Genomic DNA, 25,240 nt, shown 5'->3' on the forward strand with positions numbered 1-25,240 from the left:
TGTTGCAGAAAATCACGCCCCGGATCCGCCCCGGCACATTCCGCGAACTCCACCTCGGCGCTATAATTGCCGGTTTTTCAAAAGCTTAGGCCCACCATGACTGCTCGCAACATCGATGGCGTCGCTCTCTCGGCGCAAGTGCGCGGTGAAATCGCCCAGCGCGCCGCTGAACTCACTGCCCAGGGCGTGCAGCCCAGCCTCGCCGTGATCCTCGTCGGCGGCGACCCGGCCTCGGCCGTGTATGTGCGCAACAAGGTGGCCGGCTGCGAAAAGGCTGGCATCCGTTCGCTCAAGTTCGAATACCCGGCCGACGTGGCTCCGGAAGAAGTCTTCGCCAAGATTGCCGAACTCAATGCCGACGCCTCGGTGCACGGCATCCTGGTGCAACTGCCGCTGCCCAAGCAGTTTGACGAAGACAAGGTGCTCGAAGCCATCTCGCCGGAAAAAGACGTGGATGGTTTCCATGCCGAGAACTTCGGCCTGCTGCTGCAAGGCCGCAAGAGTTTCTACCCGTGCACGCCCTGGGGCGTGATGAAGATGCTGGACTCCGAAAACGTCCAGATCAAGGGCGCGGAAGCCGTCGTCATCGGCCGCTCCAACATCGTCGGCAAGCCGATGGCGGTGATGCTGCTCTCACGCGGCGCCACCGTCACCGTGTGCCACTCGCAGACCAAGGATCTGGCTTTCCACACCAAACGTGCCGACATCGTTGTCGCCGCCGTGGGCCGCCCGAACTTCCTCAAGGGCGACATGATCAAGCCCGGCGCGGTGGTGATCGACGTGGGCATCAACCGCCTCACCGAAGGCCCCAACGCCGGCAAGCTGTGCGGCGATGTGGAGTTCGACACAGCTCGTGAAGTGGCCTCACTGATCACCCCGGTGCCCGGCGGCGTCGGCCCGATGACCATCACCATGCTGCTGGCCAACACCGTGGAGTCGGCCCAGCGCGCCCTTGAAGCAAAGAACGCACAATGAGCGAACAGACCCCTGTTATCGGCATCGTCATGGGCTCCAACTCCGATTGGCCCACCATGCAGGCTGCCGCCAAAGTCCTCAAGGAATTCGGCATCCCCTATGAAGCCCGCGTGGTGTCTGCCCACCGCACCCCGGACCTGATGTTCGAATACGCCGAAGCCGCGCGTGGCCGCGGTCTCAAGGCCATCATCGCCGGTGCCGGCGGCGCCGCCCACCTGCCCGGCATGCTGGCCGCGAAGACCAGCGTGCCGGTGCTGGGCGTACCGGTGCAAAGCAAAGCGCTTTCGGGCGTCGATTCGCTGCACTCCATCGTGCAGATGCCCAAGGGCATCCCGGTGGCCACCTTCGCCATCGGTGAAGCCGGCGCGGCCAATGCCGGCCTCTTCGCAGTGGCCATGCTGGCCAACGAGAATCCGCAAATCGCCGCGCAGCTCGATGCCTTCCGCGCACGCCAGACCCAGAGCGTGCTGGACATGAAACTGGACGACATCGCGTGAGCACCATGATTCTCCCGCCCGCCACGCTGGGCATGCTCGGCGGCGGCCAGCTCGGCCGCTTCTTCGTGCTCGCCGCCCATGAGCTGGGCTACAAGGTCTGGGTACTCGATCCGGACCCCAACAGCCCGGCCGGCAAGGCCGCCGACCGCCATCTGTGCGCGGAGTACGACGATTTCGCGGCGCTTGACCAGTTCGCCGCCGGCTGCGCTGCGGTGACCACCGAGTTCGAGAACGTGCCAGCCGGCACCCTCGAATACCTTGCCAAGTTCATCCCGGTGCGCCCCAATGCCGATGCCGTCGGCATCTGCCAGAACCGCGTTGCCGAGAAGAGCTTTCTGCGCGCCAACGGCATTCCGCACGCAGCCTTCGCCGCGATCAACAGCGTGGCCGATCTGGAAGTGGCCGGCGCCGAGCTCTTCCCCGGCATCCTGAAGGTCGCCCGCTTTGGTTACGACGGCAAGGGTCAGGCCCGTGTCAGCAGCCGCGAAGAAGCCATCGCCGCCTTCCAGGCCTTCAAGAACGAGCCCTGCGTGCTGGAACAGATGCTCAAGCTGGACTACGAGGTTTCCGTCGTGCTGGCGCGCGATGAGCAGGGCCACACGAAATGTTTTCCGGTCGCCGAGAACCAGCATTCCGGCGGCATTCTTGATGTTTCCATCGCGCCGGCGCGCAGCTCGGCCTGCCAACGCGACAGCGCGCAAGAAATCGCCGAACACATCGCCGCCAAGCTCGGTTACATCGGCACCCTCGGCGTGGAGTTCTTCGTTTCCCACGGCGAGCTGTATGTAAACGAGATGGCGCCACGCCCGCACAACAGCGGCCACTACACGGTGGACGCCTGCGTCACCAGCCAGTACGAGCAACAGGTACGTGCCCTGTGCGGCCTGCCGTTGGGCGATGCACGCGCACACTCGGCTGCGGTGATGGTGAACCTCTTGGGCGACATCTGGTATGACGCCAGCCAGCCGGGCCCCGATGCGCACGGCGCCTATCGCGAGCCGGACTGGTCGAAGCTCTACGCCGTGCCCAACCTGAAGCTGCACCTCTACGGCAAGCACCACGCCCGCCCAGGCCGCAAGATGGGCCACTTCACGGTACTCGACGCCGATCCGGCCAAGGCGCTGGCCGTCGCGCTGGCCGCCCGCGCCGCCGTCGGCATCAAGGACGAGTGAGGTGCGCGCGGCGCTGGCAGGCCTGTGGCTGACGCTGGAGCTCCTGAGCAGCCCGGCACAGGCCACCGCGCCAGTACCGGTCACCCTGCCCACGGCTGGCTTATCGTCTGCCCCTGCGCCGCTTGCCGGCTTTGTGTTCCAGCCGGCAAGCCCCGGCCCGCACCCGGCGGTGGTCATGCTGCACGGTTGCGGTGGCGCCTACGCCAAGGATGGCACGCTCAACGCGCGGCACCGGATGTGGGGCGAGTTTCTTGCCGCCCACGGCTATCTCGCCCTGATGCTGGACAGCCTGGGCGCGCGCGGCATCAAGGAGTTGTGCACGCAGAAATTCTCCGAGCGCAGCCTCAAGGAAGCCGACCGACGCGGCGACGCCTATGCCGCCCTCGCGTATCTGCGCGGCCGCAGCGATGTGGATGGCCAGCGCATCGGCCTGCTGGGCTGGTCTCACGGCGGGGGCGTGACGCTCGACACCATCACGCACGCGCCCCGAGCCGGCAGCGGCTTTGCAGCGGCCGTGTCCTTCTATCCTGGCTGCAGCAGCAAAGCGAAAAAAGCCGAAGCCTTCAAGCCCTATGCTCCACTGCTGCTGCTCATCGGTGAGGCCGACGACTGGACGCCTGCGGCACCCTGCAAGGTATTGGCGGCGGCCGTGACGGCACGCGGGGAGGCCATGCAGATCGTGACTTACCCCGACACTTATCACGACTTCGACAACCCGGCACTGACGCAGAAACGCGTCCGCAAGGATGTGCCGAATGGCGTGAATCCCGGCCAAGGCACCACCACCGCGCCGAACCCCGAAGCCCGCGAAGACGCCCAGCAGCGCGTACTCGCTTTTTTTGCACAAGAGTTGAAATGATCTGCGCTGACACGCCGGACAACATCGCCCGCGCCACCGAACTGCTGCGTGCCGGCAAGCTCGTGGCCCTGCCCACCGAAACGGTCTACGGCCTTGGGGCCGATGCCGCCAACCCCGACGCGGTGCGCCAGATCTTCGCTGCCAAGGGCCGCCCGGCCGATCACCCGCTGATCGTGCATCTGGCCGACCGCGAGCAACTCACCGACTGGGCCCGCGAGATCCCCAGGGAAGCCATCGCGCTGGCGCGCGCCTTCTGGCCGGGCCCGCTGACCCTGATCCTGAAGAAGGAGGCAGACGTCTCCGAAGTGGTCACTGGCGGGCAGGACACGGTCGGCCTGCGCGTGCCGGATCATCCGGTGGCACTGGCGCTTTTGCGCGCCTTCGGCGGCGGCGTGGCGGCGCCCTCAGCCAACCGTTTCGGCCGCATCAGCCCGACCACCGCGCAACACGTGCAGGAAGAACTGGGCGAATCCGTGGCGATGATCCTAGAAGGCGGCGCCTGTGATGTAGGAATCGAATCGACCATTCTCGATCTCTCACGCGGCGAGCCGGTGATATTGCGACCCGGCATGATCAGCCGCGCGGCCATGGCTGCGGTCATCGGCCGCCCGGTGCGGCTGAAGTCGGAAACGGAAACGGCACCCCGCGTATCCGGTGCGCTCGCCGCCCACTACGCGCCACGCACACCGATGCGCCTGGCCTCGCGCGAAGAAATCGCCGCAGCATCGGCCGACTGCGCAATACTCAGCCACGCCGGTGAGAGCGACCCCGGCCGTTACGCCATGAGCATCGACGCGCCCTTTGACGCAGAGGGCTACGCCCATGATCTCTACGCCAACCTTCGTGCGCTGGATGCCGCTGGCGCGCGCGAGATTCTCGTCGAAAACCTGCCGGATGACAGCGCCTGGGATGCGGTGCACGATCGGCTCGGGCGTGCCGTGGTCGGCTCCGGCGCCGAAGACGACGAAACCTAGGCGCCGCATCCGCTGCAAGCGGCCTTGCATGGAAGCGAGGCAAGCATCGCACATCGCAAAGGCCGCGTAGCACCGCGCCCACAACACTTGCAGCGCACGGGCCAAGGGCCGCATCACGCAGTAACGAGAAGGAAATTCGTCATCCCCGCGAAGGCGGGAATCCAGAGACATAGCAAGACACAGGCGGAAAGTCACTGACCTCCCGCCTTCGCGGGGATGACGAGCTGCACAAGCCATCCCGCCTCACCCAGCCCTTGTCATCTGGCGCCCGACAATGCGGGCGACGCCTGCCACTTACAAACGGTAAGTCGCCACCACGCTCTGCATGGACTCGGCCAGCCGATCCAGTTCGCGTGCGGAACCCGCGCCTTCAATGGCCGCAGAGCTGGACTCCTCTGCCATCTGGGCAATCCGCTCGACCTGCTGCGCGATGCTGGTACTGGTCGTACCCTGCTCACGGATGGCGTCACTGATCTCCGTCACCATCTGTACCGCATTGCGGTTGGCTTCGCCGATATGGCGAATCGATTCGCTGGCGCCCTGAGCCCGGCCTACGCCACTGCTGACCTTCTCCACGGCCTGCTCCATGCGCTCAACCGCAGCGCGCGCGCCATGACGCACGGATTCGACCATGGCCGAGATCTCCTGAGTTGATTGCGCCGTACGCTCGGCCAGCTTGCGCACCTCGTCAGCCACCACCGCAAAGCCACGCCCCTGCTCACCGGCACGTGCGGCCTCGATCGCTGCATTCAATGCCAGCAGATTGGTCTGGTCCGCCACTTCGCGAATCACGCCAACCACCGAGGAAATCCGGTCGGTCTGCTCGCCCAGTTCGCGAATACTCCCCGAAGCCTGATCCACGCTGCCGGCAATCTCGTTGATGTCCGCCACGGTCTGGGTGATCACTGTTTCGCCTGATGAGGCCAGCCGACCCGACTCTTTCGAGAGCTCATTCGCTTCGCCGGCCCTATCGCTCACATGGGTGATGCTGACCGTCATTTCCTCCATCGCCGCCGCCATCGCTGAAGCCGCCGAACTCTGCTCCTGCGAGGCATGTGCAACCTGATCGGAAGTTGAGGCCATGCGATTGGAAGCCGCAGCCACCGAACGAACCCCCTGAGCAATGCTCTTGAGATTGGTCTGCATGGTGACCAGCAACTGGTTGAGCGCTTCAGAGGTCAAGCCCAGTTCATCACGACTGCGAACCGGAATCCGCAGGGTGAAATCCAGATCGCGCTGGATCCGCGAAACCGTGCCCTGTACAGCCTGCAGAGCACCGCCGATGCTTTTTACCAGCATGAAACCCATGCCTCCGATCACGATGATCGCCAGCACGGCCACCCCCGCTGACACCGCCAGGCCCGTATGGCCCAAGCGCCCTGCCGCCTCTCCTGCTGCCTTGGCATTCTGTTCGTTGAAGCTGGCCATATCCTCCAAAGCCTTGATCGCCGTTTCGCCTGCGGGAGCCAATACGCCCCCCAAAGCCGCAAAAGCTTCGTCGGTCCGGTTCTGACGTGAGAAATCGAGGACTTTGTCCAGCTCGGTCTCGTAGAGCTTCAGAGCGTTTTGTACGGCATCCAGCAGCCTGCGATCTTCATCGTTGCTGACAAGCTCATTCGCATACATTTTCAGATGCGCATTCCAATCGGCGCGCGCTGCGGCAATCGACTTCTCGATCGCGGCCCGGCGCGTCTCGTCCAGCGCCATCACGTGCTGAGTGATGCCCAGCCGCACCCGCAGCAAGGAAAGCTCGGCATCATCAATGACACCTAAGCTGGGAATCGAATTGTTGTTGACCTCGTCAACCGCTGCTACCAATCGGGAGATCGTGACCAGTCCCGCGCCCCCCACCACCAGCAAGGCCAGCGCGGAGGCAATGATCATTGCCCACAGGCGCTTTGAAATCGTCAAATTCATGCTGCGCTCCTCGTTCAGAATCCACTCATGATCAAAATCATGTCGGCCTGAAACCCCAAGGCCACTCCGTTAATTAACGGCGTGGCCCCGGCTGAACTTGAAGCTCCGTGCAAGCCCCTGTTTCAGATGGACTTGACGTGCGCCGCCTCGAAAAAGCCGTCGCGATAATCCCTCAGGGTCTGCTGGATTTCTTCGCCTGTGTTCATCACGAAGGGGCCGTACTGCGCGATCGGCTCATTCAGCGGAGCCCCGGCCACCAGGATCACACGCGCATCCTGAGCCGCCTCGATGACGACCCCGGCTGCGCCGTCATTAGCCAGAATAGCCATGAACCGATCGGCGACCGCACGCCCGGCTACCGTCACTTCGCCACGATAGGTGTACAGAAAGGCGTTGTGTCCGGCCGGAATGGCCTGCGCAAAGCGCGTGCCGGCAGGCAGATGCACATCCAGGTACAGCGGCGCGGTGTCCGGACGCTGTACCGCCCCGGCCGTGTTCTGGCTCTCGCCAGCAATCACGCGCACCGTCACGCCCTCTGGCGTGGTGAATTCGGGGATGGCTTCGCTCGGGATGTCACGGTAATAAGGCGCAATCATCTTGTTCTTCGCCGGCAGATTCACCCACAGCTGAAAGCCTTCCATGAGGCCCTCTTCCTGCTCGGGAAGTTCGGAGTGGATCAGGCCGGAACCCGCCGTCATCCACTGCGCACCACCAGGGCCCAGCAGGCCGGCATTGCCGGCACTGTCGTGATGACGCATGCGACCGGCAAGCATGTAGGTGACGGTTTCGAAGCCGCGGTGCGGATGATCGGGAAAACCACCGATGTAGTCATCCGGATTCTCGTTGCGGAAAGCGTCGAGCATCAGGAAGGGGTCGAGACGCCGCTGCAGATCCTGGGTCAGGACGCGGGTCAGCTTAACCCCTGCCCCATCCGAGGTGGCACGCCCGGCCACCAGGCGCTCCACGCCTCGCGAAGCGGCGGGAGTGAGGGCAGAAACTTGCGGGACTTGGCTCATGAGGCACTCCTTGATGAATCGAGGCCATGCGGCGCCTGGCCGCACAGCCTCGCGGGTCTGCGCAAATCGAGCAGGCGGCCACCGGCCGCCATGCTTACACCGTCAGTGCTGCGATTTCCGCTTCGGCCTCGGCAAAAGCCTTGGCGGCCGCCTCTTCGCCCATCGACAGGCCTTCGGCGTGAATGAGGCTCACGTCGTTCAAACCGAGGAAGCCCAGCACGCTCTTCAGATACGGGGTCTGCGAATCAGCCGGGGTGTCGCGGTAGAGGCCACCACGTGCCAGCGCCAGATACACCTTCTTGCCCTTGAGCAGGCCTTCCGGGCCGTTGGCGGTGTACTGGAAGGTCACACCAGCTTTGGCGATCGCATCGATCCAGGCCTTCAGTTGAACCGGCACGCCGAAGTTGTACATCGGAACGCCAATCACGATCACATCAGCAGCCTGCACTTCCGCAATCGCCGCAAAATCAATCGCCGCACGCGCAGCCTGCTCAGGCGTACGTGCTTCAGCCGGGGTGAAGATGGCGCCCAGTGCAGCCTCATCCAGAATCGGCTGGGAGCCGGCTTCGCGCACGGTAAGGCTGGCCGAGGGATCGAGCGCACGCAGGCGGCTCACGATGCTGTTGGCCAGACGGGTGGAAGCCGAAGCGTCGCCGCGGACGCTGGAGTTGATTTGCAGGATGTTCATGGTGTTTCTCCTTGGGGTTAGGGGGAGGGAGTGACGCCACTTTATTCCTGCAGCTCAAGCACCGGAAGCCTTCAAAACGGATAGCATTGTTCCACCATTGGAACAATAGGAGGCTGCATGGACCTGGACGCCAACGACTTGCTGCTCTTCGCCCGCGTCATGGAAGCCGGCAGCTTCTCCGCTGCTGCCGAGCGCAGCGGCCTGCCCAAGTCCACCGTCTCGCGCCGGATTGCGGCGCTGGAAACGCGCCTGGGCGAACGCCTGCTCACCCGCAGCACACGCCGCCTGCTGATTACCGAGTTCGGCCTGGGCATCCTTGAACACGCTCGCCGCCTGCAGGAAGAGGCTGACGCAGTCAGCGCCTACGCCCTGCACCGCCAGACGGCCGTTCGCGGGCGCCTGCGCGTGTCGATGCCAGCCGACTTCGGCGAATGGATTCTCGGCCCGCTGTTCCTGCAGTTCGCTGCGAGTTATCCCGAGGTCAAGCTGGAGCTGGATCTTTCGCCGCGCCGGGTCGATCTGATCGGCGAGCAGTTCGATCTCGCGCTGCGCGTGGCCGCCCGCCTGCCGGATGACGCCACCCTGGTGGCGCGCCGGCTGTGCACCCTGGAAAGCGGCCTCTACGCCAGCCCGGCTTATCTGAAGCGCTTCGGCACCCCCACCCGGCCAGACGAGCTGATGCGCCACACCGCTCTGCAACTGGTCGGCAGCAACGGTGAAGCCCAGCGCTGGCGACTCACACGCGACCAGGAGGTGTGGGAGGACTTGCCCAGCGGGCCACTGGCCGCCAACTCGGTGAGCCTGATGCGCTTGCTGGCCTCGCACGGTCTGGGCGTCGCTGCACTCTCCGAACGCTTCGTCGCCGACGCGGTAGCGAATGGCCTGCTGCTGCGTGTACTGCCCGACTGGAAACTGCCGAGCATGACAGTCTGGGCGGTCATGCCCGGGCGCCGCCTGCTGCCGGCACGCACCCGGGCCTTTCTCGGCGCCCTGGAAGACGCGCTGGGACTAGTCTCCTCCTGAGCCTGCAAGAAACTTCCGGCGAGTCACGGCCACGCAATGTGGCCCAGTGAGCATGTCGTGAGTAGAGCCCGGGCGTATTTATTGCTAATCATTCGGGCAAGCCTCTGATTACCTCAACACGACCCGGAATCACTCCATGAGCTCTCTCAATTTCATCGGCGGCGAAAAAGGCGGCGTCGGCAAGTCTGTCACCGCCCGCCTGCTGGCCCAATACTTCATAGATCGCGGCCAAGCCTTTACTGGCTTCGATACCGATCGCTCGCACACCTCCTTCACCCGCTTCTATGCGGACTATGCTGCGCCGGTGATCGTCGACAGCTATGCAGGCCTGGACCTGATCGCCAACAGCCTGGAAGCACAAACGGCCGACGGACAACAAAACAGTGTCATCGTCGATCTGGCCGCCCAAACCGCGGCCCCGCTGGCGCGCTGGATCAAGGATTCTGATCTGCTGTCCTTGCTGGCCGAGATGGGTGTGACGGTCAATTTCTGGCACCTCGCCGATTCGGGCAAGGACTCCACGGACTTGCTCAATCGCCTGCTCGACACCTATGGCCAGGGCCCCAACTACTTCGTGGTGAAGAACGAAGGTCGCGGCACAGACTTTTCACTGTTGGAAAAGTCCGCAGCCCTCAGCCGGGCACTGGAGCTGGGCGGGAAGCTGATCACGCTGAGCGAATTGCACGAAGCCAGCATGAACAAAATCGATCGGCAGAATGCGAGCTTCTGGGCTGCCATCAACAACCGTGAGGGCGATGCCGTGCTGGGCATGATGGAGCGCCAGCGCGTCAAGACCTGGCTGCGTAACCACTACGCGATCTTCGACACCCTGCCACTCTGAACCCGCAGCCCCAAAACAAAACGCCCGGTCTCGCAAGAGCCGGGCGCTGTGCTGGACGTCAGTTTTTCATGCCGACAAGGCCAGTCGCATCTTCTGCATGGCTTTGGCCTCGATCTGGCGGATCCGCTCGGCTGACACGCCGTACTCAGCGGCCAGCTCATGCAGGGTGGCCGGATCATCCTCCACCAGCCAGCGGCGCTGCACGATGGCGCGGCTGCGCTCGTCCAGGCTTGCCAGTGCGCCCTTCAGGCCTTCGTCTGCCAGGCGCTCGCTCTGCGCAGTAGCCAGCACTTCCACCGGCTCGGCCGATTCGTCTGCCAGCCAGTCGATCGGCGCCATGCGCTCGTCGTCGTCATCCGAACCGCGATCAATCGCTACTTCGCCACCGGCAAAGCGCGTTTCCATCTCGATCACTTCTTCCGGCTTCACGCCCAGCTTGCTCGCAATACCGCGTACATCCTCAGGACTCAGTGAAGCACTGTCACCGCGCATGCTGCGCAGGTTGAAGAACAGCTTGCGCTGGGCCTTGGTGGTCGCAATCTTCACCAGACGCCAGTTCTTGACGATGTATTCGTGGATCTCGGCCTTGATCCAGTGCATGGCAAAAGACACCAGCCGCACCCCACGCTCCGGATCGAAACGCTTCACCGCCTTCATCAGGCCAATGTTGCCTTCCTGGATCAGATCCGCATGCGGCAGACCGTAACCGAGGTAATTGCGGGCAATGGACACCACCAAACGCAGATGCGACAGCACCAGTTGGCGCGCGGCGTCCAGATCGTTCTCTTCCTTCAGGCGCAGAGCCAAGGCGTGTTCCTGCTCCTCGGTCAGCAGCGGGTAGCGATTGACGGCCTGCACGTACTGGTCGATGTTGCCCAGAGCGTTCGGAACCGGAAAAGCCAGCGCTTGCGTCATACCTGTCACCTCCACAAATCTTCAGCGGGCATTTCGCCCAACTCAATGTTAGCACTCTGCCTCATTGAGTGCTAAATGCGCAAGAGAGTTCCATGAACATGTCCATAGAAAATCAAAAGCCCCGCCTAAACAATTGTTTAGGCGGGGCTTCGGGCTCACTTAAAGGCGTTCTCAGAACGGGATATCGTCGTCGAAATCGCCAAAGCCACCCGCCGCAGGCGCTGCTGCCGGCGCCGGACGGGCCGCCGGCGCAGCCGCCGGACGAGCGCGTGGCGCCTGCTGGAAGTCGTCACCACCGCGCTGGTCATAATCGTTTCCGCCACGGGAAGCACCGCCATCTTCACGCGAACCGAGCATCTGCATCTGGTCGGCGCGGATCTCGGTGGTGTATTGCTCCACACCTTCCTTGTTGGTCCACTTACGGGTGCGCAGGCTACCTTCGATATACACCGGGCGGCCCTTCTTCAGATACTGGCCGGCGATCTCGGCGAGGCGGCCGTTGAACACCACGCGGTGCCACTCGGTGGCTTCCTTCTTCTCGCCGGTCTGCTTGTCCTTCCAGGTATCCGTCGTGGCAACGGTAATGGTGCAGAAAGCATCACCGCTCGGGGCATAACGCGTTTCCGGGTCCTTGCCCAGATTGCCGACGATGATGACTTTGTTGACTGAGGCCATGCGATTACTCCTTCGATAAAGTTGCGGCGCCGCATTCACGATTCATTCGGCGCCGATTCGGGTCTGTTCTGCCGCGCGGCACTGAGCGCGTGACAGCCCGCGATCCTACCCTGAGCGAGAACTTTACGTAAGGCTCCCGCCACACATCCTCACCCGCCACAGCGCGAAAACACTTGGCCGGGCAGGGTCCGCCCCGTATATTGGTTGGTTTTCTTGCTGGCGGCACAGGCTATGGAATGGATCCAGATCCGTGGGGCACGTACCCACAACCTGAAGAACATCAGTCTCGACATCCCGCGTAACAAACTCACCGTGATTACCGGCCTGTCTGGCTCCGGCAAGAGCTCGCTGGCCTTCGACACGCTCTATGCGGAAGGCCAGCGGCGCTACGTGGAAAGCTTGTCAGCCTACGCACGCCAGTTCCTGCAGCTGATGGAAAAGCCGGACGTCGATCTCATCGAAGGCCTTTCGCCAGCCATCTCCATCGAACAGAAGGCCACCAGCCATAACCCACGCTCGACAGTCGGCACCGTCACCGAGATCCACGACTACCTGCGCCTGCTCTACGCCCGTGCCGGCACGCCGCACTGCCCTGATCACGAACTGCCGCTCGAAGCGCAGACCGTGTCGCAGATGGTTGATCACGTATTGGCCTTGCCTGAAGGCACGCCGCTGATGATCGCCGCCCCGCTGATCACCGAACGCAAGGGCAGCCACGAAGAGCTGGTTGCCGAACTGCGTGCTCAGGGCTTTGTACGCCTGCGCGTCAACGGCCAGATCTGCGAGATCGACTCGGTGCCGCCACTCTCCAAAACGAGCAAGCACAGCATCGATCTGGTGGTGGATCGCATCAAGATCCGCCCAGATTCGCGTCAGCGCCTTGCCGAAAGTTTCGAAACCGCCCTGGCACATGCCGAAGGACGTGCCATCGCCATCGAGATGGAGAGCGGCCGGGAGCACCCCTTCTCGGCGCGCTACGCCTGCCCCGTCTGCGGCTTCGCGGTGCAGGAACTGGAACCTCGACTGTTCTCCTTCAACAATCCGGTTGGTGCTTGCCCGAGCTGCGACGGCCTCGGCAACCACGACTTCTTCGACCCCGCCCGCGTTGTCGCTCATCCCGAGCTCTCGCTGGCTTCGGGGGCCATTCGCGGCTGGGATCGGCGCAACCAGTTTTACTTTCAGATGCTGCAAAGCCTCGCGGCATTCTACGAATTCGATACGGACACCGCTTTCAATGAGTTGCCCGCGGAGATCCGCGAAGTGGTGCTTCACGGCTCAGGGAGTCGCAAGATCCCGTTCAAGTACCTCTCGGAATCGGGCCGCATGGTCAGCAAGGAGCACAGCTTCGAGGGCATCCTGCCAAATCTGGAGCGGCGCTTCCGAGAAACAGACTCGGTCGTCGTGCGCGAAGAGCTCGGCAAATTCCGCTCGACCCGCCCCTGCCCGGATTGCGCCGGTAGCCGCCTGCGCAAAGAGGCACGCTATGTGCGCATTGGCACCCGTTCACTGCCGGAAATAGGGGCCCTTTCGATCCGCGACTGTCAGCACTACTTCGCCACAACCAAACTCGCAGGCAACAAGGCCCAGGTCGCCGACAAGGTCATGCGTGAAGTGGCCTCCCGCCTGCAGTTCCTCATCGACGTCGGGCTGGACTACCTGAGCCTGAACCGCTCGGCCGACACACTTTCAGGCGGCGAAGCCCAGCGTATCCGCCTCGCTTCGCAGATTGGCTCCGGGCTCACCGGCGTCATGTATGTGTTGGATGAGCCCTCGATCGGCCTGCACCAGCGCGACAACGATCGCCTCCTGGGCACCCTGCGCCGCCTTCGTGATATTGGCAACACCGTCATCGTTGTCGAACACGACGAAGACGCCATCCGGATGGCCGACCATGTAGTCGACATGGGTCTGGGTGCCGGAGAGCACGGTGGTGAAGTCATCGCCCACGGCAGCCCGGCCGATATCATCGCAGCTGAAGCCTCGATCACCGGCGCCTTTCTTTCTGGACGACGCGGCATAGAGGTTCCGAGGAAGCGGTTCCAGCCAGACCCCACACGCCTTGTGCGTCTGGAGGGCGCCACAGGCAACAACCTCAAGGACGTCACACTGGAAATCCCGGTCGGCCTGATGACCTGTGTAACGGGCGTATCCGGCTCGGGCAAGTCGACCCTGATCAACGACACCCTCTACGCAATCGTCGCGCGCGAAATTCACGGCAGTTCAATCGAAGCAGCGCCCTATCGATCGATTGAAGGCCTCGAGCAATTCGACAAGATCATCAGCGTGGATCAGGCTCCGATCGGGCGCACTCCACGCTCCAACCCAGCCACCTACACCGGTCTGCTCACCCCGATCCGCGAACTCTTCGCAGGCGTGCCGGAGTCCCGCGCGCGCGGTTACGGCGCCGGCCGATTCTCTTTCAACGTCAAGGGTGGGCGCTGCGAAGCCTGTCAGGGCGACGGCATGTTGCGCGTCGAAATGCACTTCCTGCCAGACGTATTCGTGCCCTGCGACGTGTGCCACGGCAAGCGCTACAACCGCGAAACCCTCGAAGTCCGCTACAAGGGGCGCAATATTGCCGAAGTCCTCGGAATGACAGTAGAAGAAGCCCAGCGCTTCTTTGATGCCGTCCCAACCGTGGCTCGCAAGCTCGACACCTTGACGGAAGTTGGCCTCGGCTACATCCGCCTTGGTCAGAGTGCGACCACGCTCTCCGGGGGTGAGGCTCAGCGGGTAAAACTCGCACTCGAGCTCTCCAAGCGCGACACCGGGCGCACGCTCTATATCCTAGACGAACCCACCACCGGCCTGCACTTTCACGACATCGAACTGCTGCTGAAGGTACTTACCCGCCTGCGCGAGCAAGGCAATACCATCGTCGTGATCGAACACAACCTGGATGTGATCAAGACGGCTGACTGGCTGGTCGACCTGGGCCCGGAAGGTGGTGCGGGCGGCGGCCGGATCCTGGTCTCCGGCACGCCAGAAATCGTCGCCGCTCACCCAGATAGCCATACCGGCCACTACCTGGCCCCATTATTGCGCTGAGACGGGGAGCCGCGCTTTCTGCCGAAAGTGCGGCTCCAGCATTGCTCCCTAGCCAGCGCCAGACAGGCAAATTAGCCGCCTCACGCAATAGCCCCCAAGACAAGCACAAGCTCTATCGCAAAGAATATTCAGTGCACCACAAACAAAAAGCCCGCTCAAGAGCGGGCTTTTCGATGAAACTGGCGAAGCTGATTACTCAGCGGCAACAGCCTCGGTACCTTCCGGACGATCCAGCAGTTCGACGTAAGCCATCGGTGCATTGTCACCGACGCGGAAGCCGCACTTCAGGATGCGCAGATAGCCACCGTTACGGCTGGCAAAACGCGGGCCCAGTTCGTTGAACACCTTCAGCACCATTTCGCGATCACGCAGGCGGGCAAACGCCAAGCGGTGATTGGCGAGAGACGGAGTCTTGCCGAGGGTGATCAGCGGCTCCACCACACGACGAAGTTCCTTTGCTTTGGGCAAAGTGGTCTTGATCACTTCGTGACGCAGCAGCGCGTTCGAAAGGTTTTGCAGCAGAGCCTTGCGGTGGGCGCTGGTGCGGTTGAGCTTGCGGAGGCCGTTACCGTGACGCATTTTCGTTATTCCCTATTGCTTGCAGCTCAGGCGGTCTTTTCAAGACCGGCCGGCGGCCAGTTTTCCAGTTTCATGCCCAGCGTGAGACCACGCGAAGCGAGCACATCCTTGATCTCGTTGAGCGACTTGCGACCCAGATTCGGGGTCTTGAGCAGCTCAGTTTCAGTACGCTGAATGAGATCGCCGATGTAGTAAATGTTTTCAGCCTTGAGGCAATTGGCGGAACGAACCGTCAGTTCAAGGTCATCAACCGGGCGCATCAGGATCGGATCGATCTGAGGAGCCTTGGCTTCTTCCTTGGCAACCGGAGTACCTTCCAGATCAGCAAACACGGACAGCTGATCCATCAGCACGCGAGCAGCAAACCGGATCGACTCTTCCGGATCCACAGCGCCGTTGGTCTCGATATCGATCACCAGACGGTCCAGATCGGTGCGCTGCTCGACGCGAGCGCTTTCGACCTGATAGCTGACACGGCGAACCGGACTGAACGATGCGTCCAGAACGATGCGGCCGATCACCTTGTTGTCGCCATTGAGCGGACGCACATTACCCGGCACGTAGCCGCGGCCTTGCTCGACCTTGATCTGCATATCCAGCTTGCCGCCCGGAGCCAAGTGAGCAATCACATGATCCGGGTTGATGATTTCGACGTCATGGCTGACTTCGATATCGCTGGCCTTCACCACGCCTTCGCCGGACTTGGAAAGACGCAGCGTCACTTCAGCACGGTTATGCAGCTTCAGCACGACACCCTTCAAATTAAGCAGGATGTCGACCACGTCTTCGCGCACGCCATCCAGCGTGGAGTACTCATGGAGCACGCCATCGATGGAGACTTCTGTCGGGGCGTAACCCGGCAACGAAGAGAGCAGGATGCGGCGCAGCGCGTTACCAAGGGTATGCCCGTAACCACGCTCGAAGGGCTCCATCACCACAACGGCATGAACCGGGGAGATGCTCTGCACATCGATGATGCGGGGTTTCAGGAGGCTATTACTCTGCATGTCCTATCCTTGTCAGTTATGAACTGCTTGAGCCCGCATTAACGCGAGTAGAGTTCGACAACCAGGCTTTCATTGATGGTCGAAGGCAGTTCGGCGCGCTGCGGGAAAGCCTTAAAGGTGCCCTTGGCAGCCTTAGCATCCACTTCGAGCCACTCCGGGAAGCCACGGCCTTCAGCAGCCTCGAGTGCAGCCTTGGTGCGCAGATGGGCACGGGCGGCATCGGTCAGCTGAACCACGTCACCGGGACGCATGGTGTAGGACGGGATATTCACACGCTTACCGTTAACCAGCACACCGTTGTGACGCACAACCTGACGAGCTTCAGCGCGCGAACCGCCAAAACCCATGCGGTAGGCAACAGCATCCAGACGGCCTTCGAGCAACTGCAGCATGTTTTCACCGGTCTGTCCCTTGCGGCGATCAGCTTCGGCATAAACCTTGCGGAACTGGCGCTCAAGCACACCGTAGATGCGACGGATCTTCTGCTTTTCACGCAGTTGCTGGCCATAACCAGACAAACGCTGGCCAGACTTCTGACCATGCTGACCCGGCGCATACGAACGACGTTCGATTGCACACTTGTCGGTAAAACATTTTTCGGCCTTCAGGAACAGCTTTTCACCTTCACGGCGGCACTGACGGCACTTCGGATCGAGATTGCGAGCCACGTTCTTTTGCTCCTAATTAGATGCGGCGACGCTTCGGCGGACGGCAACCGTTATGCGGCACAGGGGTAATGTCGGTAATCGACGTGATCTTGAGGCCCAGCGCGTTCAATGCCCGCACTGCAGACTCACGACCCGGACCCGGCCCCTTGATGCGCACTTCCAGATTCTTCACACCGCACTCTTGAGCTGCCTTGCCAGCAGCCTCAGCAGCCACCTGGGCAGCAAAAGGCGTGCTCTTGCGGGAGCCCTTGAAGCCAGCACCGCCAGAGGTCGCCCACGACAGTGCGTTGCCTTGACGATCAGTGATCGTCACGATGGTGTTGTTGAAGGATGCATGGATATGCGCAATCCCTTCAGCAACGTTCTTTTTTACTTTTTTGCGAATCTTCGCAACGGTCTTTGCCATGATCTACCCCAGATTACTTCTTGCCAGCCATCGTCTTGCGCGGGCCCTTGCGGGTACGAGCATTGGTGCGGGTACGCTGACCGCGAACCGGCAAACCACGACGATGACGAACACCACGATAGCAACCAAGGTCCATAAGACGCTTGATATTCATGGTGACCTCGCGGCGAAGATCACCTTCTACGGTGAACTTGCCTACCTCTTCGCGCAGACGATCCATCTGCTCTTCGGTAAGGTCTTTCATCTTGGCGCTGCGGGTAACACCTGCAGCATCACAGATCTTCTGGGCACGGTTACGGCCGATGCCATAAATGGCAGTCAGCGCGATCTCGGCGTGCTTGTGATTCGGAATATTGACACCAGCAATACGGGCCATGAACTTACCCTTTTATCGCGGAAAAGCGAAACGCATAAGTTTAAAGAAAACGGGGCTCAAAATCAACCCTGACGCTGTTTGTGACGCGGATCTTCACAGATAACGCGAACCACGCCCTTGCGACGGATGATCTTGCACTTGCGGCAGATCCGCTTAACAGAAGCTTGTACTCTCATTTCTTACTCCTAATAACCGTTCCGTCTTACTTCGAGCGGAATGTGATACGTCCCTTGCTCAGGTCGTACGGCGTCAGCTGTACGGTGACCTTGTCGCCAGGGAGGATACGGATATAGTGCATCCGCATCTTTCCTGAAATATGGCCCAGGACGATATGACCATTTTCCAGTTTCACCCTGAAAGTTGCGTTGGGCAAAGTTTCGATGACTTCGCCCTGGAACTCGATGGCATCTTCCTTCGACATGACGCTATTTACCGGGGCAATCCTGGACTACCCTTGAAATTCGCCTTTTTAAGGAGGCTTTCGTACTGGTGGGACATGACGTAGGCCTGAACTTGAGCCATAAAATCCATCGTCACCACCACAATGATCAGCAGCGACGTTCCACCGAAGTAGAACGGCACCTGCCACTTCAAAATCAAGAATTCAGGCAGCAAGCAAACAAGCGTCACATAAGCAGCACCAATCAGCGTCAGACGCATCAGGATCTTGTCAATGTAACGAGCAGTCTGCTCACCAGGACGAATCCCTGGAACGAAAGCACCACTCTTCTTCAGATTGTCGGCAGTCTCTTTCGAATTAAAGACCAGCGCAGTATAGAAGAAGCAGAAGAACACAATTGCTGCGCAGTACAACAGGATGTAAATAGGCTGCCCCGGTGAAAGGGTCGCTGCAATATCCTTGAGCCAGCGCATGCTGTCAGAAGATCCAAACCACTGGGCTGCAGTAGCCGGGAACAGAATGATCGACGACGCGAAGATCGGCGGTATCACACCCGACATGTTCAGCTTCAACGGGAGATGCGAACTCTGACCACCATAAATCTTGTTACCAACCTGGCGTTTGGCGTAATTCACCAAAATCTTGCGCTGACCGCGTTCGACATACACAACGAAAGCTGTAACCAGCACAACCAGCACACAGATGAACAGCGCCCAGACCGAATGCAGTGCCCCTGTGCGAACCAATTCCAGCAAGCCGCCAATTGAAGTAGGCAAGCCCGACGCTATACCAGCAAAAATCAGAATCGAGATGCCATTGCCGATACCACGCTCAGTAATCTGCTCACCCAGCCACATCATGAACATCGTGCCAGTCACCAGGGTCGAAACCGCGGTGAGACGGAACAACAAACCTGGATCAATAACCAGATTCGGCTGCTGCTCCAGCATCATCGAAATACCGACGGACTGGAAAATCGCCAATGCGACGGTTCCGTAGCGGGTGTACTGCGTAATCTTACGACGCCCTGCCTCACCTTCCTTTTTCAGCGCCTCGAGCTGAGGCGACGCAATCGCCATCAACTGCATGATGATGGACGCGGAAATGTAAGGCATTATGCCCAGCGCAAAGATCGTAAAACGAGATAACGCACCGCCGGAAAACAGGTTGAAGACACCAAGAATCCCGTTTTTCTGGGTTTCAAACAACTTGGCGAGTTCGACCGGATCAATTCCGGGGACAGGAATATGCGCACCGACGCGATACACCACCAGGGCCCCCAGAAGGAACCACAGACGACGCTTCAGATCGGCGAACTTTCCCGACTTGCCCAGCACTGGCGATTGAGTGGCCACGTAGCTATCCCGTCCCGTGATTACTCAGCGACCGAACCGCCAGCAGCTTCAATCGCAGCGCGCGCACCCTTGGTGGCACCAACGCCACGCAGAGTAACCTTGCGCTCGATGGAACCTGAAAGGATCACCTTTGCAGACAAGGCTTCGATTGCCACAATGCCAGCCTGCTTCAGCGACAGCAGATCGATATCATCAATCGGCAGCGCAGCGAGCTCACTCAGACGCACTTCGACGTTACGCGAAGCCGTCAGCGACACGAAGCCGCGCTTCGGCAGACGACGCTGCATAGGCATCTGGCCGCCTTCGAAACCGACTTTGTGAAAACCGCCCGCACGAGATTTCTGGCCTTTGTGACCACGGCCACAAGTTTTGCCCAAGCCGCTACCGATACCACGACCAACGCGACGACGAGCCTTCTTGGAACCCTCAGCGGGTTGCAGCTTATTGAGTTCCATGATTACCCCTCGCTCTTAACCAGGTAGGAAACCTTGTTGATCATGCCGCGTACAGCGGGCGTATCTTCAAGTTCCACGGTGTGATTGATACGACGCAGACCGAGGCCACGTACAGTGGCGCGGTGCGGCTGCTTCGTGCCGATCAAGCTCTTGATGAGCGTGACGCGAATTTTCTTGTCAGCCATGATTACCCCAGAATTTCTTCAACGCGCTTGCCACGCTTGGCGGCAATTTCAGCGGCAGTGCTGGTGGCAAAGAGGCCATTCAGCGTAGCGCGCACAACGTTGTACGGATTGGTGGAGCCCAGGCACTTGCAGATCACGTCGGTAACGCCCATCACCTCGAAGACAGCGCGCATTGCGCCACCAGCAATGATGCCCGTACCGCTCGGGGCCGGTTGCATCAGCACAACAGCTGCGCCGTGCTTGCCAACCACCGAGTGCTGTAGAGTGCCGTTGCGGAGCGAAACCTTGGCCATCTTGGCGCGGGCTTCGTTCATGGCCTTCTGCACGGCCACCGGCACTTCGCGGGACTTGCCCTTGCCCATGCCGATACCACCGTCGCCGTCGCCAACCACGGTCAGAGCGGCGAAGCCAAGAATACGACCGCCCTTCACAACCTTGGTCACGCGATTGACCGACACCATCTTCTCGCGCAGGCCATCGTCACGCTCTTCCTGAGCCTGAACCTTTTTCGTCTGTTGCTTAGCCATGACTCTCTCGCTCAGAACTGGAGACCATTTTCACGGGCAGCCTCGGCAAGAGCCTTGACGCGACCGTGATACTGGTAGCCGGCGCGATCGAACGCTACCGACTGGATACCTGCTGCAACTGCGCGCTCGGCAATCAACTTGCCGACGACCACGGCTGCACTCACGTTGCCACCGTTGGGCTGATCGCCCTTCACGGAAGCTTCGACAGTGGAAGCAGCAGCCAGCACGCGCGAACCGCAACCGGAGATGATTTGCGCATAAATGTGGCAGTTCGAACGGAACACAGTCAGTCGAGCGACTTTTTGCTCCGCGATGCGGGCCCGAGTTTTGCGAGCCCTGCGCAAACGCGCTTCTTTCTTGTTCATATTCGTCCGCCTTTACTTCTTCTTGGTTTCCTTCAGGCTTACCACCTCGTCGGCGTAGCGCACACCCTTGCCCTTGTAGGGCTCAGGAGCGCGGTAAGCGCGAACTTCAGCGGCCACCTGACCAACCTGTTGCTTATCGACACCCTTAATGACGATTTCCGTCTGGGTCGGGGTCTCAACCTTCACTCCAGCAGGCATCTGATGCACCACCGGATGGGAGAAACCCAGCGTCAGGTTCAGCTTGTCACCTTGAGCCTGGGCACGATAGCCCACGCCAACCAAAGTGAGCTTACGCTCGAAACCCTTGCTCACACCCACAACCATGTTGTTGAGCAGAGCGCGGGTAGTACCCGACATGGCGCCAGCATTCACGGCACCTTCAACAGCAGCAACCGTGACCACACCACCATCACGCACAAGGCTGACAGACGGATGCAGACGCTGCTTGAGCGACCCCAGAGGGCCCTTGACAGTAACTTCGCCGGAGGCCAGCGTCAGTTCAACGCCAGCAGGCAATGCGATCGGATTCTTGGCTACGCGCGACATTTCCGTTCCTCCTTAAGCCACGAGGCACAGAACTTCGCCGCCAACCTTGCCGGCACGCGCACGACGATCAGTCATCACGCCAGCAGGGGTGGAAACGATAGCCACACCCAGACCGTTCATGACCTTCGGCAGCTCATCGCAACCGCGGTACACGCGCAAACCAGGCTTGCTCACACGCTCGATGCGCTCGATAACAGGGCGACCAGCGTAATACTTGAGTCCAATGGTAAGCTCACGCGAAGCAGCTTCGCCGCGAACCACGAAATCCTCGATATAACCTTCGTCCTTCAACACTTGGGCGATCGCAACTTTCAGCTTCGAGGAGGGCATGGAAACAGCACCCTTCTGAGCTTGCTGAGCATTACGAATGCGCGTCAGCATATCGGCGACCGGATCAGACATACTCATCTCGATCTCCTTACCAGCTAGCCTTGGTCATGCCGGGCACTTCGCCCTTGAAAGCCACTTCACGCAGCTTATTACGGCACAGACCAAATTTACGGAACACACCACGGGGACGCCCAGTCAGTTCGCAACGATTGCGAAGACGGCTCGGGCTGGCATTACGCGGCAGCTTCTGCAGTTTCAGACGCGCTTCCATGCGCTCCTCGTCGGAACGCGACGCATCTTCAATCACCGCTTGCAGAGCAGCGCGCTTGGCAGCGAACTTCTCTACCGTCTTGCGACGCTTGTCTTCGCGGTTGATAAGAGCCAGTTTAGCCATGTCAGCCTCAGTTCTTGAACGGGAATTTGAACGCCACGAGAAGCGCACGCGCCTCTTCGTCCGTCTTGGCGGTCGTGGTAATGCTGATGTTCATACCGCGAAGTGCGTCGATCTTGTCGTACTCAATCTCTGGGAAAATAATCTGCTCTTTCACACCAAGATTGTAGTTGCCACGACCATCGAAACCCTTGCCAACGATGCCACGGAAGTCACGAATACGCGGCATAGCCACAGTAATCAGACGATCCAGGAATTCGAACATGCGCGGACCACGCAGGGTAACCATGCAGCCAATCGGATAACCATCACGAATTTTGAAACCCGCGATCGACTTTTTGGCCTTGGTCACCACCGGACGCTGACCAGCAATTTTGGTCATATCACCCACAGCATGATCCAAAACCTTCTTGTCGCCCACAGCCTCACCCACCCCCATATTCAGAGTGATTTTAGTGATGCGCGGCACTTCCATGATGGACTTGTAGCCAAAGCGCTGACCCAACTGAGCCACCACTTCAGACTTATAGAATTCTTGAAGACGAGCCATGACAGTTCCTTACGCTCCGACCACAGCACCGCTGGACTTGAAGATACGAAGCTTCTTACCATCTTCGATCCTAAAGCCAACACGGTCAGCCTTTTGCGTCGCCGGATTAAACAGCGCCACATTGGAAATTTGGATCGGCATCTCTTTTTCGACGATACCGCCAACCTGACCCTTCACCGGATTCGGCTTAGTGTGCTTCTTGACGCGATTCACACCCTCAACCAACACCCGCTCAGCATCTACGCAACGAACCACAGTGCCGCGCTTGCCTTTGTCTTTGCCCGCCAGGACGATAACTTCGTCCCCTTTGCGAATCTTGTTCATCTTCGCTCCTTAGAGGACCTCAGGGGCCAGCGAAACAATCTTCATAAAACGCTCGGTACGCAACTCACGCGTCACCGGCCCGAAAATACGCGTACCGATCGGCTCGAGCTTGGCGTTCAGCAGCACAGCTGCATTCTTGTCAAACTTAATCAACGAACCATCGTTGCGACGAACACCCTTGGCAGTACGAACCACCACGGCGTTATAGACATCGCCCTTCTTCACGCGGCCACGCGGGGCTGCGTCCTTGATACTCACCTTGATGATGTCGCCAACGCCGGCATAGCGGCGCTTGGAACCACCCAACACCTTGATGCACATAACTGCGCGCGCACCCGTGTTGTCGGCGACGTCAAGAATCGTCTGCATTTGGATCATTTTTTTACTCCATCCAACTTGAACACCAAAGGCATTCAGTCTTGGATCCCGTCCGGGAAAAAGGCCCTGCGGTTAGCAGGAAGTCGAGCCAAGCATTCTAGCTTAGCTCGAGATCTGGATGCAAGTGTTTTGCGAAAAAACTTGAATTAGCCTTGGGCTTTTTCAAGCACTCGCGTCACACGCCATGCTTTAGTTTTGGAAATCGGAGCGCACTCCTCAATCTCAACCAGGTCGCCTTCGGCGGCAACGTCGTTAGCAACGTCAGCATGATACTTCTTGGATTGCACCATCACCTTGCCGTACAGCGGATGCTTGACGCGACGCTCGACCAAGACGGTAACGGTCTTGTCCATCTTATCGCTCACGACACGGCCGCTCAGCGTACGGCGCACTACTTGTTTCTGCTCACTCATTACGCCACCGCCTTTTCACGCAGGATTGTACGAACGCGAGCGATATCGCGACGCACACGCCCCAACTGGGACGTGTTGTTCAGCTGCTGCGTAGCGATCTGCATGCGCAGGGAGAACTGCTCCTTGAGCAGCGCGATCAGCTCATCCTGAAGCTCGGTAGCACCCTTGGAGCGCAACTCATTGGCTTTCATTCTTCTTACCCCACAAGCCGCGTCACAAACGCGGTCTCAATCGGAAGCTTGGCAGCTGCCAGGCGGAAAGCTTCACGAGCCAGAGTCTCGTCCACACCATCCATCTCGTACAGCACCTTACCCGGTTGAATCTCGGCAACCCAATACTCCGGATTACCCTTGCCGTTACCCATACGAACTTCGGCAGGCTTCTTGGAGATGGGTTTGTCCGGGAAAATACGGATCCAGATACGGCCGCCACGCTTGATGTGACGGGTCATGGCACGACGAGCAGACTCGATTTGACGAGCCGTCAGTCGACCACGGCCGATGGCCTTCAGGCCGTACTCGCCGAAGCTTACTTTGGCGCCACGGGTAGCAACACCCGTGTTGCGACCCTTCTGCTCCTTACGGTACTTCCTTCTATTCGGCTGCAGCATCGCTAGCTCCTGCGTTCTTCACAGCGCCTGTCTTGCGCGCAGCGGGACGACGGGCTGCCGGCTTGGCATCACCTTCGTTACGTGCGGGACGACGGGCCTTGCGACCTTCATTTTCATTGGCTTCAACGACGGCCGGCTGTTCGCCCTTGCCAACCATTTCACCCTTATAAACCCAGACCTTGATACCGATAATGCCGTAGGTCGTGCTGGCTTCAGAGAAGCCATAATCGATATCGGCACGCAGGGTATGCAGCGGCACGCGGCCTTCGCGATACCACTCGGTACGGGCAATTTCGGCGCCGTTCAGACGACCCGAGCTCATGATCTTGATGCCTTGAGCACCCAGACGCATGGCGTTTTGCATCGCACGCTTCATGGCGCGGCGGAACATGATGCGCTTTTCGAGCTGTTGCGCAATCGAATCAGCAATCAGCTGAGCATCCGTCTCGGGCTTGCGAATCTCTTCGATATTGACATGCACAGGCACGCCCATGATCTTCTGCAGATCAGCCTTCAGCTGCTCAATGTCCTCACCCTTCTTACCAATCACAACACCCGGACGGGCGCTGTAAACGGTGATGCGGGCATTCTTTGCCGGACGCTCGATCAACACACGGCCAACAGAGGCGTGCGCCAGCTTCTTCTTCAGATGCTCACGAACCTTGATGTCTTCGTGAAGCATCGTCGCGAAACTCTTGCTGTTGGCGAACCAGCGAGAGCTCCAGTTCCGGGTTACCGCAAGGCGGAAACCGGTCGGGTGGATTTTCTGTCCCAT

Annotated in this window: 35 protein-coding genes; 8 read left to right on the top strand and 27 right to left on the bottom strand. The window is 60.2% G+C overall.

The window, feature by feature from the left end; genetic code table 11:
* Positions 1-96: 96 nt before the first annotated feature.
* The 5 genes from folD to C0V76_RS07280 are packed head-to-tail and all read left to right on the top strand — an operon-like array spanning position 97 to position 4,477.
* The gene (gene folD / locus C0V76_RS07260) at positions 97-975 is read left to right on the top strand and encodes a bifunctional methylenetetrahydrofolate dehydrogenase/methenyltetrahydrofolate cyclohydrolase FolD (protein ID WP_101941734.1); all 879 of its coding nucleotides are present in this window, start codon (positions 97-99) and stop codon (positions 973-975) included.
* Complete coding sequence (purE, locus tag C0V76_RS07265; RefSeq protein WP_101941735.1) at positions 972-1,472, top strand: 5-(carboxyamino)imidazole ribonucleotide mutase; 501 nt, start codon at positions 972-974, stop codon at positions 1,470-1,472. Before folD ends, purE begins: the two co-directional genes overlap by 4 nt.
* Positions 1,473-1,477: 5 nt before the next feature.
* The gene (locus C0V76_RS07270) at positions 1,478-2,644 is read left to right on the top strand and encodes a 5-(carboxyamino)imidazole ribonucleotide synthase (protein ID WP_101942222.1); all 1,167 of its coding nucleotides are present in this window, start codon (positions 1,478-1,480) and stop codon (positions 2,642-2,644) included.
* Between the two features lies 1 nt (position 2,645).
* Positions 2,646-3,503 carry a dienelactone hydrolase family protein gene (locus tag C0V76_RS07275; RefSeq protein WP_158239172.1) on the top strand — a complete coding sequence of 286 codons (858 nt, stop codon included), beginning with the start codon at positions 2,646-2,648 and terminating at the stop codon, positions 3,501-3,503.
* On the top strand, positions 3,500-4,477 hold the full coding sequence (locus C0V76_RS07280; RefSeq protein ID WP_101941737.1) for an L-threonylcarbamoyladenylate synthase: 978 nt from the start codon (positions 3,500-3,502) through the stop codon (positions 4,475-4,477). Before C0V76_RS07275 ends, C0V76_RS07280 begins: the two co-directional genes overlap by 4 nt.
* Before the next feature lie 294 nt (positions 4,478-4,771).
* Here C0V76_RS07280 and C0V76_RS07285 read toward each other — a convergent pair whose 3' ends face one another.
* The 3 genes from C0V76_RS07285 to C0V76_RS07295 all read right to left on the bottom strand — a co-directional run bounded on the left by C0V76_RS07285 (position 4,772) and on the right by C0V76_RS07295 (position 8,098).
* Entirely contained in the window at positions 4,772-6,394 is a 1,623-nt protein-coding gene (locus C0V76_RS07285) for a methyl-accepting chemotaxis protein (RefSeq protein WP_101941738.1), read from the bottom strand.
* A gap of 122 nt (positions 6,395-6,516) precedes the next feature.
* Complete coding sequence (locus tag C0V76_RS07290) at positions 6,517-7,410, bottom strand: pirin family protein (protein ID WP_101941739.1); 894 nt, start codon at positions 7,408-7,410, stop codon at positions 6,517-6,519.
* 94 nt (positions 7,411-7,504) lie between these two features.
* Positions 7,505-8,098, bottom strand: a complete 594-nt coding sequence (locus C0V76_RS07295; RefSeq protein ID WP_101941740.1) for an FMN-dependent NADH-azoreductase — start codon at positions 8,096-8,098, stop codon at positions 7,505-7,507.
* 117 nt (positions 8,099-8,215) lie between these two features.
* Here C0V76_RS07295 and C0V76_RS07300 point away from each other — a divergent pair, with 117 nt between their 5' ends.
* Entirely contained in the window at positions 8,216-9,121 is a 906-nt protein-coding gene (locus C0V76_RS07300) for a LysR family transcriptional regulator (RefSeq protein WP_101941741.1), read from the top strand.
* Between the two features lie 136 nt (positions 9,122-9,257).
* Positions 9,258-9,962 (top strand): mobilization protein, encoded by a 705-nt coding sequence (locus tag C0V76_RS07305; RefSeq protein WP_101941742.1) that lies wholly within the window; start codon positions 9,258-9,260, stop codon positions 9,960-9,962.
* Between the two features lie 66 nt (positions 9,963-10,028).
* Here the strand turns inward: C0V76_RS07305 and rpoH are convergent, their stop codons facing one another.
* Both rpoH and ssb read right to left on the bottom strand, forming a co-directional pair.
* Positions 10,029-10,877: an RNA polymerase sigma factor RpoH gene (gene rpoH / locus C0V76_RS07310; protein WP_101941743.1), complete on the bottom strand. Its 849-nt coding sequence runs from the start codon at positions 10,875-10,877 to the stop codon at positions 10,029-10,031.
* Between the two features lie 171 nt (positions 10,878-11,048).
* Positions 11,049-11,552: a single-stranded DNA-binding protein gene (gene ssb, locus C0V76_RS07315; protein WP_101941744.1), complete on the bottom strand. Its 504-nt coding sequence runs from the start codon at positions 11,550-11,552 to the stop codon at positions 11,049-11,051.
* A 231-nt stretch (positions 11,553-11,783) separates the two neighbouring features.
* On the opposite strand from ssb, the gene uvrA reads away from it, so the two are divergent.
* Entirely contained in the window at positions 11,784-14,600 is a 2,817-nt protein-coding gene (uvrA, locus tag C0V76_RS07320) for an excinuclease ABC subunit UvrA (protein WP_101941745.1), read from the top strand.
* Between the two features lie 192 nt (positions 14,601-14,792).
* Here the strand turns inward: uvrA and rplQ are convergent, their stop codons facing one another.
* The 22 genes from rplQ to rpsC all read right to left on the bottom strand — a co-directional run bounded on the left by rplQ (position 14,793) and on the right by rpsC (position 25,240).
* Positions 14,793-15,179: a 50S ribosomal protein L17 gene (gene rplQ, locus C0V76_RS07325; protein ID WP_101941746.1), complete on the bottom strand. Its 387-nt coding sequence runs from the start codon at positions 15,177-15,179 to the stop codon at positions 14,793-14,795.
* Positions 15,180-15,205: 26 nt separating this feature from the next.
* Complete coding sequence (gene rpoA, locus C0V76_RS07330) at positions 15,206-16,186, bottom strand: DNA-directed RNA polymerase subunit alpha (protein WP_101941747.1); 981 nt, start codon at positions 16,184-16,186, stop codon at positions 15,206-15,208.
* A 38-nt stretch (positions 16,187-16,224) separates the two neighbouring features.
* Complete coding sequence (gene rpsD, locus C0V76_RS07335) at positions 16,225-16,854, bottom strand: 30S ribosomal protein S4 (protein WP_101941748.1); 630 nt, start codon at positions 16,852-16,854, stop codon at positions 16,225-16,227.
* A gap of 16 nt (positions 16,855-16,870) precedes the next feature.
* A complete protein-coding gene (gene rpsK / locus C0V76_RS07340) occupies positions 16,871-17,260 on the bottom strand; it encodes a 30S ribosomal protein S11 (protein ID WP_101941749.1) in 390 nt (129 codons plus the stop codon).
* A 13-nt stretch (positions 17,261-17,273) separates the two neighbouring features.
* Positions 17,274-17,636, bottom strand: coding sequence for a 30S ribosomal protein S13 (rpsM, locus tag C0V76_RS07345; RefSeq protein ID WP_101941750.1), 363 nt, complete (start codon positions 17,634-17,636; stop codon positions 17,274-17,276).
* A gap of 62 nt (positions 17,637-17,698) precedes the next feature.
* Positions 17,699-17,812 (bottom strand): 50S ribosomal protein L36, encoded by a 114-nt coding sequence (gene rpmJ / locus C0V76_RS07350; RefSeq protein ID WP_083917609.1) that lies wholly within the window; start codon positions 17,810-17,812, stop codon positions 17,699-17,701.
* A 26-nt stretch (positions 17,813-17,838) separates the two neighbouring features.
* A complete protein-coding gene (gene infA, locus C0V76_RS07355) occupies positions 17,839-18,057 on the bottom strand; it encodes a translation initiation factor IF-1 (RefSeq protein ID WP_101941751.1) in 219 nt (72 codons plus the stop codon).
* Positions 18,058-18,065: 8 nt separating this feature from the next.
* On the bottom strand, positions 18,066-19,391 hold the full coding sequence (gene secY, locus C0V76_RS07360; protein WP_101941752.1) for a preprotein translocase subunit SecY: 1,326 nt from the start codon (positions 19,389-19,391) through the stop codon (positions 18,066-18,068).
* Between the two features lie 20 nt (positions 19,392-19,411).
* Positions 19,412-19,846 carry a 50S ribosomal protein L15 gene (rplO, locus tag C0V76_RS07365; protein WP_101941753.1) on the bottom strand — a complete coding sequence of 145 codons (435 nt, stop codon included), beginning with the start codon at positions 19,844-19,846 and terminating at the stop codon, positions 19,412-19,414.
* A gap of 2 nt (positions 19,847-19,848) precedes the next feature.
* The gene (gene rpmD, locus C0V76_RS07370; protein WP_101941754.1) at positions 19,849-20,031 is read right to left on the bottom strand and encodes a 50S ribosomal protein L30; all 183 of its coding nucleotides are present in this window, start codon (positions 20,029-20,031) and stop codon (positions 19,849-19,851) included.
* 2 nt (positions 20,032-20,033) lie between these two features.
* Positions 20,034-20,558 (bottom strand): 30S ribosomal protein S5, encoded by a 525-nt coding sequence (rpsE, locus tag C0V76_RS07375; protein WP_101941755.1) that lies wholly within the window; start codon positions 20,556-20,558, stop codon positions 20,034-20,036.
* Between the two features lie 11 nt (positions 20,559-20,569).
* A complete protein-coding gene (rplR, locus tag C0V76_RS07380; protein WP_101941756.1) occupies positions 20,570-20,923 on the bottom strand; it encodes a 50S ribosomal protein L18 in 354 nt (117 codons plus the stop codon).
* Positions 20,924-20,935: 12 nt separating this feature from the next.
* Positions 20,936-21,469, bottom strand: a complete 534-nt coding sequence (gene rplF / locus C0V76_RS07385; protein WP_101941757.1) for a 50S ribosomal protein L6 — start codon at positions 21,467-21,469, stop codon at positions 20,936-20,938.
* Between the two features lie 12 nt (positions 21,470-21,481).
* Positions 21,482-21,877, bottom strand: coding sequence for a 30S ribosomal protein S8 (rpsH, locus tag C0V76_RS07390; RefSeq protein ID WP_101941758.1), 396 nt, complete (start codon positions 21,875-21,877; stop codon positions 21,482-21,484).
* A gap of 10 nt (positions 21,878-21,887) precedes the next feature.
* Positions 21,888-22,193: a 30S ribosomal protein S14 gene (rpsN, locus tag C0V76_RS07395; RefSeq protein ID WP_101941759.1), complete on the bottom strand. Its 306-nt coding sequence runs from the start codon at positions 22,191-22,193 to the stop codon at positions 21,888-21,890.
* Positions 22,194-22,200: 7 nt separating this feature from the next.
* Positions 22,201-22,740 (bottom strand): 50S ribosomal protein L5, encoded by a 540-nt coding sequence (gene rplE / locus C0V76_RS07400; protein ID WP_101941760.1) that lies wholly within the window; start codon positions 22,738-22,740, stop codon positions 22,201-22,203.
* Positions 22,741-22,749: 9 nt separating this feature from the next.
* The gene (rplX, locus tag C0V76_RS07405; protein WP_101941761.1) at positions 22,750-23,064 is read right to left on the bottom strand and encodes a 50S ribosomal protein L24; all 315 of its coding nucleotides are present in this window, start codon (positions 23,062-23,064) and stop codon (positions 22,750-22,752) included.
* Between the two features lie 9 nt (positions 23,065-23,073).
* Positions 23,074-23,442, bottom strand: a complete 369-nt coding sequence (gene rplN, locus C0V76_RS07410; RefSeq protein ID WP_101941762.1) for a 50S ribosomal protein L14 — start codon at positions 23,440-23,442, stop codon at positions 23,074-23,076.
* Between the two features lie 146 nt (positions 23,443-23,588).
* Positions 23,589-23,855, bottom strand: a complete 267-nt coding sequence (gene rpsQ, locus C0V76_RS07415) for a 30S ribosomal protein S17 (protein WP_101941763.1) — start codon at positions 23,853-23,855, stop codon at positions 23,589-23,591.
* Entirely contained in the window at positions 23,855-24,046 is a 192-nt protein-coding gene (rpmC, locus tag C0V76_RS07420; protein WP_101941764.1) for a 50S ribosomal protein L29, read from the bottom strand. Before rpmC ends, rpsQ begins: the two co-directional genes overlap by 1 nt.
* Before the next feature lie 5 nt (positions 24,047-24,051).
* Positions 24,052-24,465 carry a 50S ribosomal protein L16 gene (gene rplP / locus C0V76_RS07425; RefSeq protein WP_095524569.1) on the bottom strand — a complete coding sequence of 138 codons (414 nt, stop codon included), beginning with the start codon at positions 24,463-24,465 and terminating at the stop codon, positions 24,052-24,054.
* On the bottom strand, positions 24,449-25,240 hold the full coding sequence (gene rpsC / locus C0V76_RS07430) for a 30S ribosomal protein S3 (RefSeq protein WP_101941765.1): 792 nt from the start codon (positions 25,238-25,240) through the stop codon (positions 24,449-24,451). The genes rplP and rpsC overlap by 17 nt, the downstream gene beginning before the upstream one ends.

This window comes from Uliginosibacterium sp. TH139 (genome assembly GCF_002855595.1).
GTDB classification, from domain to species: domain Bacteria; phylum Pseudomonadota; class Gammaproteobacteria; order Burkholderiales; family Rhodocyclaceae; genus Uliginosibacterium; species Uliginosibacterium aquaticum.

Bases quoted from the DNA above. Each gene is read 5' to 3' on its own strand.
- folD (WP_101941734.1), top strand. From the start codon at position 97: ATGACTGCTCGCAACATCGATGGCGTCGCTCTCTCGGCGCAAGTGCGC.
- purE (WP_101941735.1), top strand. From the start codon at position 972: ATGAGCGAACAGACCCCTGTTATCGGCATCGTCATGGGCTCCAACTCC.
- C0V76_RS07270 (WP_101942222.1), top strand. From the start codon at position 1,478: ATGATTCTCCCGCCCGCCACGCTGGGCATGCTCGGCGGCGGCCAGCTC.
- C0V76_RS07280 (WP_101941737.1), top strand. From the start codon at position 3,500: ATGATCTGCGCTGACACGCCGGACAACATCGCCCGCGCCACCGAACTG.
- C0V76_RS07285 (WP_101941738.1), bottom strand. From the start codon at position 6,394: ATGAATTTGACGATTTCAAAGCGCCTGTGGGCAATGATCATTGCCTCC.
- C0V76_RS07290 (WP_101941739.1), bottom strand. From the start codon at position 7,410: ATGAGCCAAGTCCCGCAAGTTTCTGCCCTCACTCCCGCCGCTTCGCGA.
- C0V76_RS07295 (WP_101941740.1), bottom strand. From the start codon at position 8,098: ATGAACATCCTGCAAATCAACTCCAGCGTCCGCGGCGACGCTTCGGCT.
- C0V76_RS07300 (WP_101941741.1), top strand. From the start codon at position 8,216: ATGGACCTGGACGCCAACGACTTGCTGCTCTTCGCCCGCGTCATGGAA.
- C0V76_RS07305 (WP_101941742.1), top strand. From the start codon at position 9,258: ATGAGCTCTCTCAATTTCATCGGCGGCGAAAAAGGCGGCGTCGGCAAG.
- rpoH (WP_101941743.1), bottom strand. From the start codon at position 10,877: ATGACGCAAGCGCTGGCTTTTCCGGTTCCGAACGCTCTGGGCAACATC.
- ssb (WP_101941744.1), bottom strand. From the start codon at position 11,552: ATGGCCTCAGTCAACAAAGTCATCATCGTCGGCAATCTGGGCAAGGAC.
- uvrA (WP_101941745.1), top strand. From the start codon at position 11,784: ATGGAATGGATCCAGATCCGTGGGGCACGTACCCACAACCTGAAGAAC.
- rplQ (WP_101941746.1), bottom strand. From the start codon at position 15,179: ATGCGTCACGGTAACGGCCTCCGCAAGCTCAACCGCACCAGCGCCCAC.
- rpoA (WP_101941747.1), bottom strand. From the start codon at position 16,186: ATGCAGAGTAATAGCCTCCTGAAACCCCGCATCATCGATGTGCAGAGC.
- rpsK (WP_101941749.1), bottom strand. From the start codon at position 17,260: ATGGCAAAGACCGTTGCGAAGATTCGCAAAAAAGTAAAAAAGAACGTT.
- rpsM (WP_101941750.1), bottom strand. From the start codon at position 17,636: ATGGCCCGTATTGCTGGTGTCAATATTCCGAATCACAAGCACGCCGAG.
- rpmJ (WP_083917609.1), bottom strand. From the start codon at position 17,812: ATGAGAGTACAAGCTTCTGTTAAGCGGATCTGCCGCAAGTGCAAGATC.
- infA (WP_101941751.1), bottom strand. From the start codon at position 18,057: ATGTCGAAGGAAGATGCCATCGAGTTCCAGGGCGAAGTCATCGAAACT.
- rplO (WP_101941753.1), bottom strand. From the start codon at position 19,846: ATGGAACTCAATAAGCTGCAACCCGCTGAGGGTTCCAAGAAGGCTCGT.
- rpmD (WP_101941754.1), bottom strand. From the start codon at position 20,031: ATGGCTGACAAGAAAATTCGCGTCACGCTCATCAAGAGCTTGATCGGC.
- rpsE (WP_101941755.1), bottom strand. From the start codon at position 20,558: ATGGCTAAGCAACAGACGAAAAAGGTTCAGGCTCAGGAAGAGCGTGAC.
- rplR (WP_101941756.1), bottom strand. From the start codon at position 20,923: ATGAACAAGAAAGAAGCGCGTTTGCGCAGGGCTCGCAAAACTCGGGCC.
- rplF (WP_101941757.1), bottom strand. From the start codon at position 21,469: ATGTCGCGCGTAGCCAAGAATCCGATCGCATTGCCTGCTGGCGTTGAA.
- rpsH (WP_101941758.1), bottom strand. From the start codon at position 21,877: ATGAGTATGTCTGATCCGGTCGCCGATATGCTGACGCGCATTCGTAAT.
- rpsN (WP_101941759.1), bottom strand. From the start codon at position 22,193: ATGGCTAAACTGGCTCTTATCAACCGCGAAGACAAGCGTCGCAAGACG.
- rplE (WP_101941760.1), bottom strand. From the start codon at position 22,740: ATGGCTCGTCTTCAAGAATTCTATAAGTCTGAAGTGGTGGCTCAGTTG.
- rplX (WP_101941761.1), bottom strand. From the start codon at position 23,064: ATGAACAAGATTCGCAAAGGGGACGAAGTTATCGTCCTGGCGGGCAAA.
- rplN (WP_101941762.1), bottom strand. From the start codon at position 23,442: ATGATCCAAATGCAGACGATTCTTGACGTCGCCGACAACACGGGTGCG.
- rpsQ (WP_101941763.1), bottom strand. From the start codon at position 23,855: ATGAGTGAGCAGAAACAAGTAGTGCGCCGTACGCTGAGCGGCCGTGTC.
- rpmC (WP_101941764.1), bottom strand. From the start codon at position 24,046: ATGAAAGCCAATGAGTTGCGCTCCAAGGGTGCTACCGAGCTTCAGGAT.
- rplP (WP_095524569.1), bottom strand. From the start codon at position 24,465: ATGCTGCAGCCGAATAGAAGGAAGTACCGTAAGGAGCAGAAGGGTCGC.
- rpsC (WP_101941765.1), bottom strand. From the start codon at position 25,240: ATGGGACAGAAAATCCACCCGACCGGTTTCCGCCTTGCGGTAACCCGG.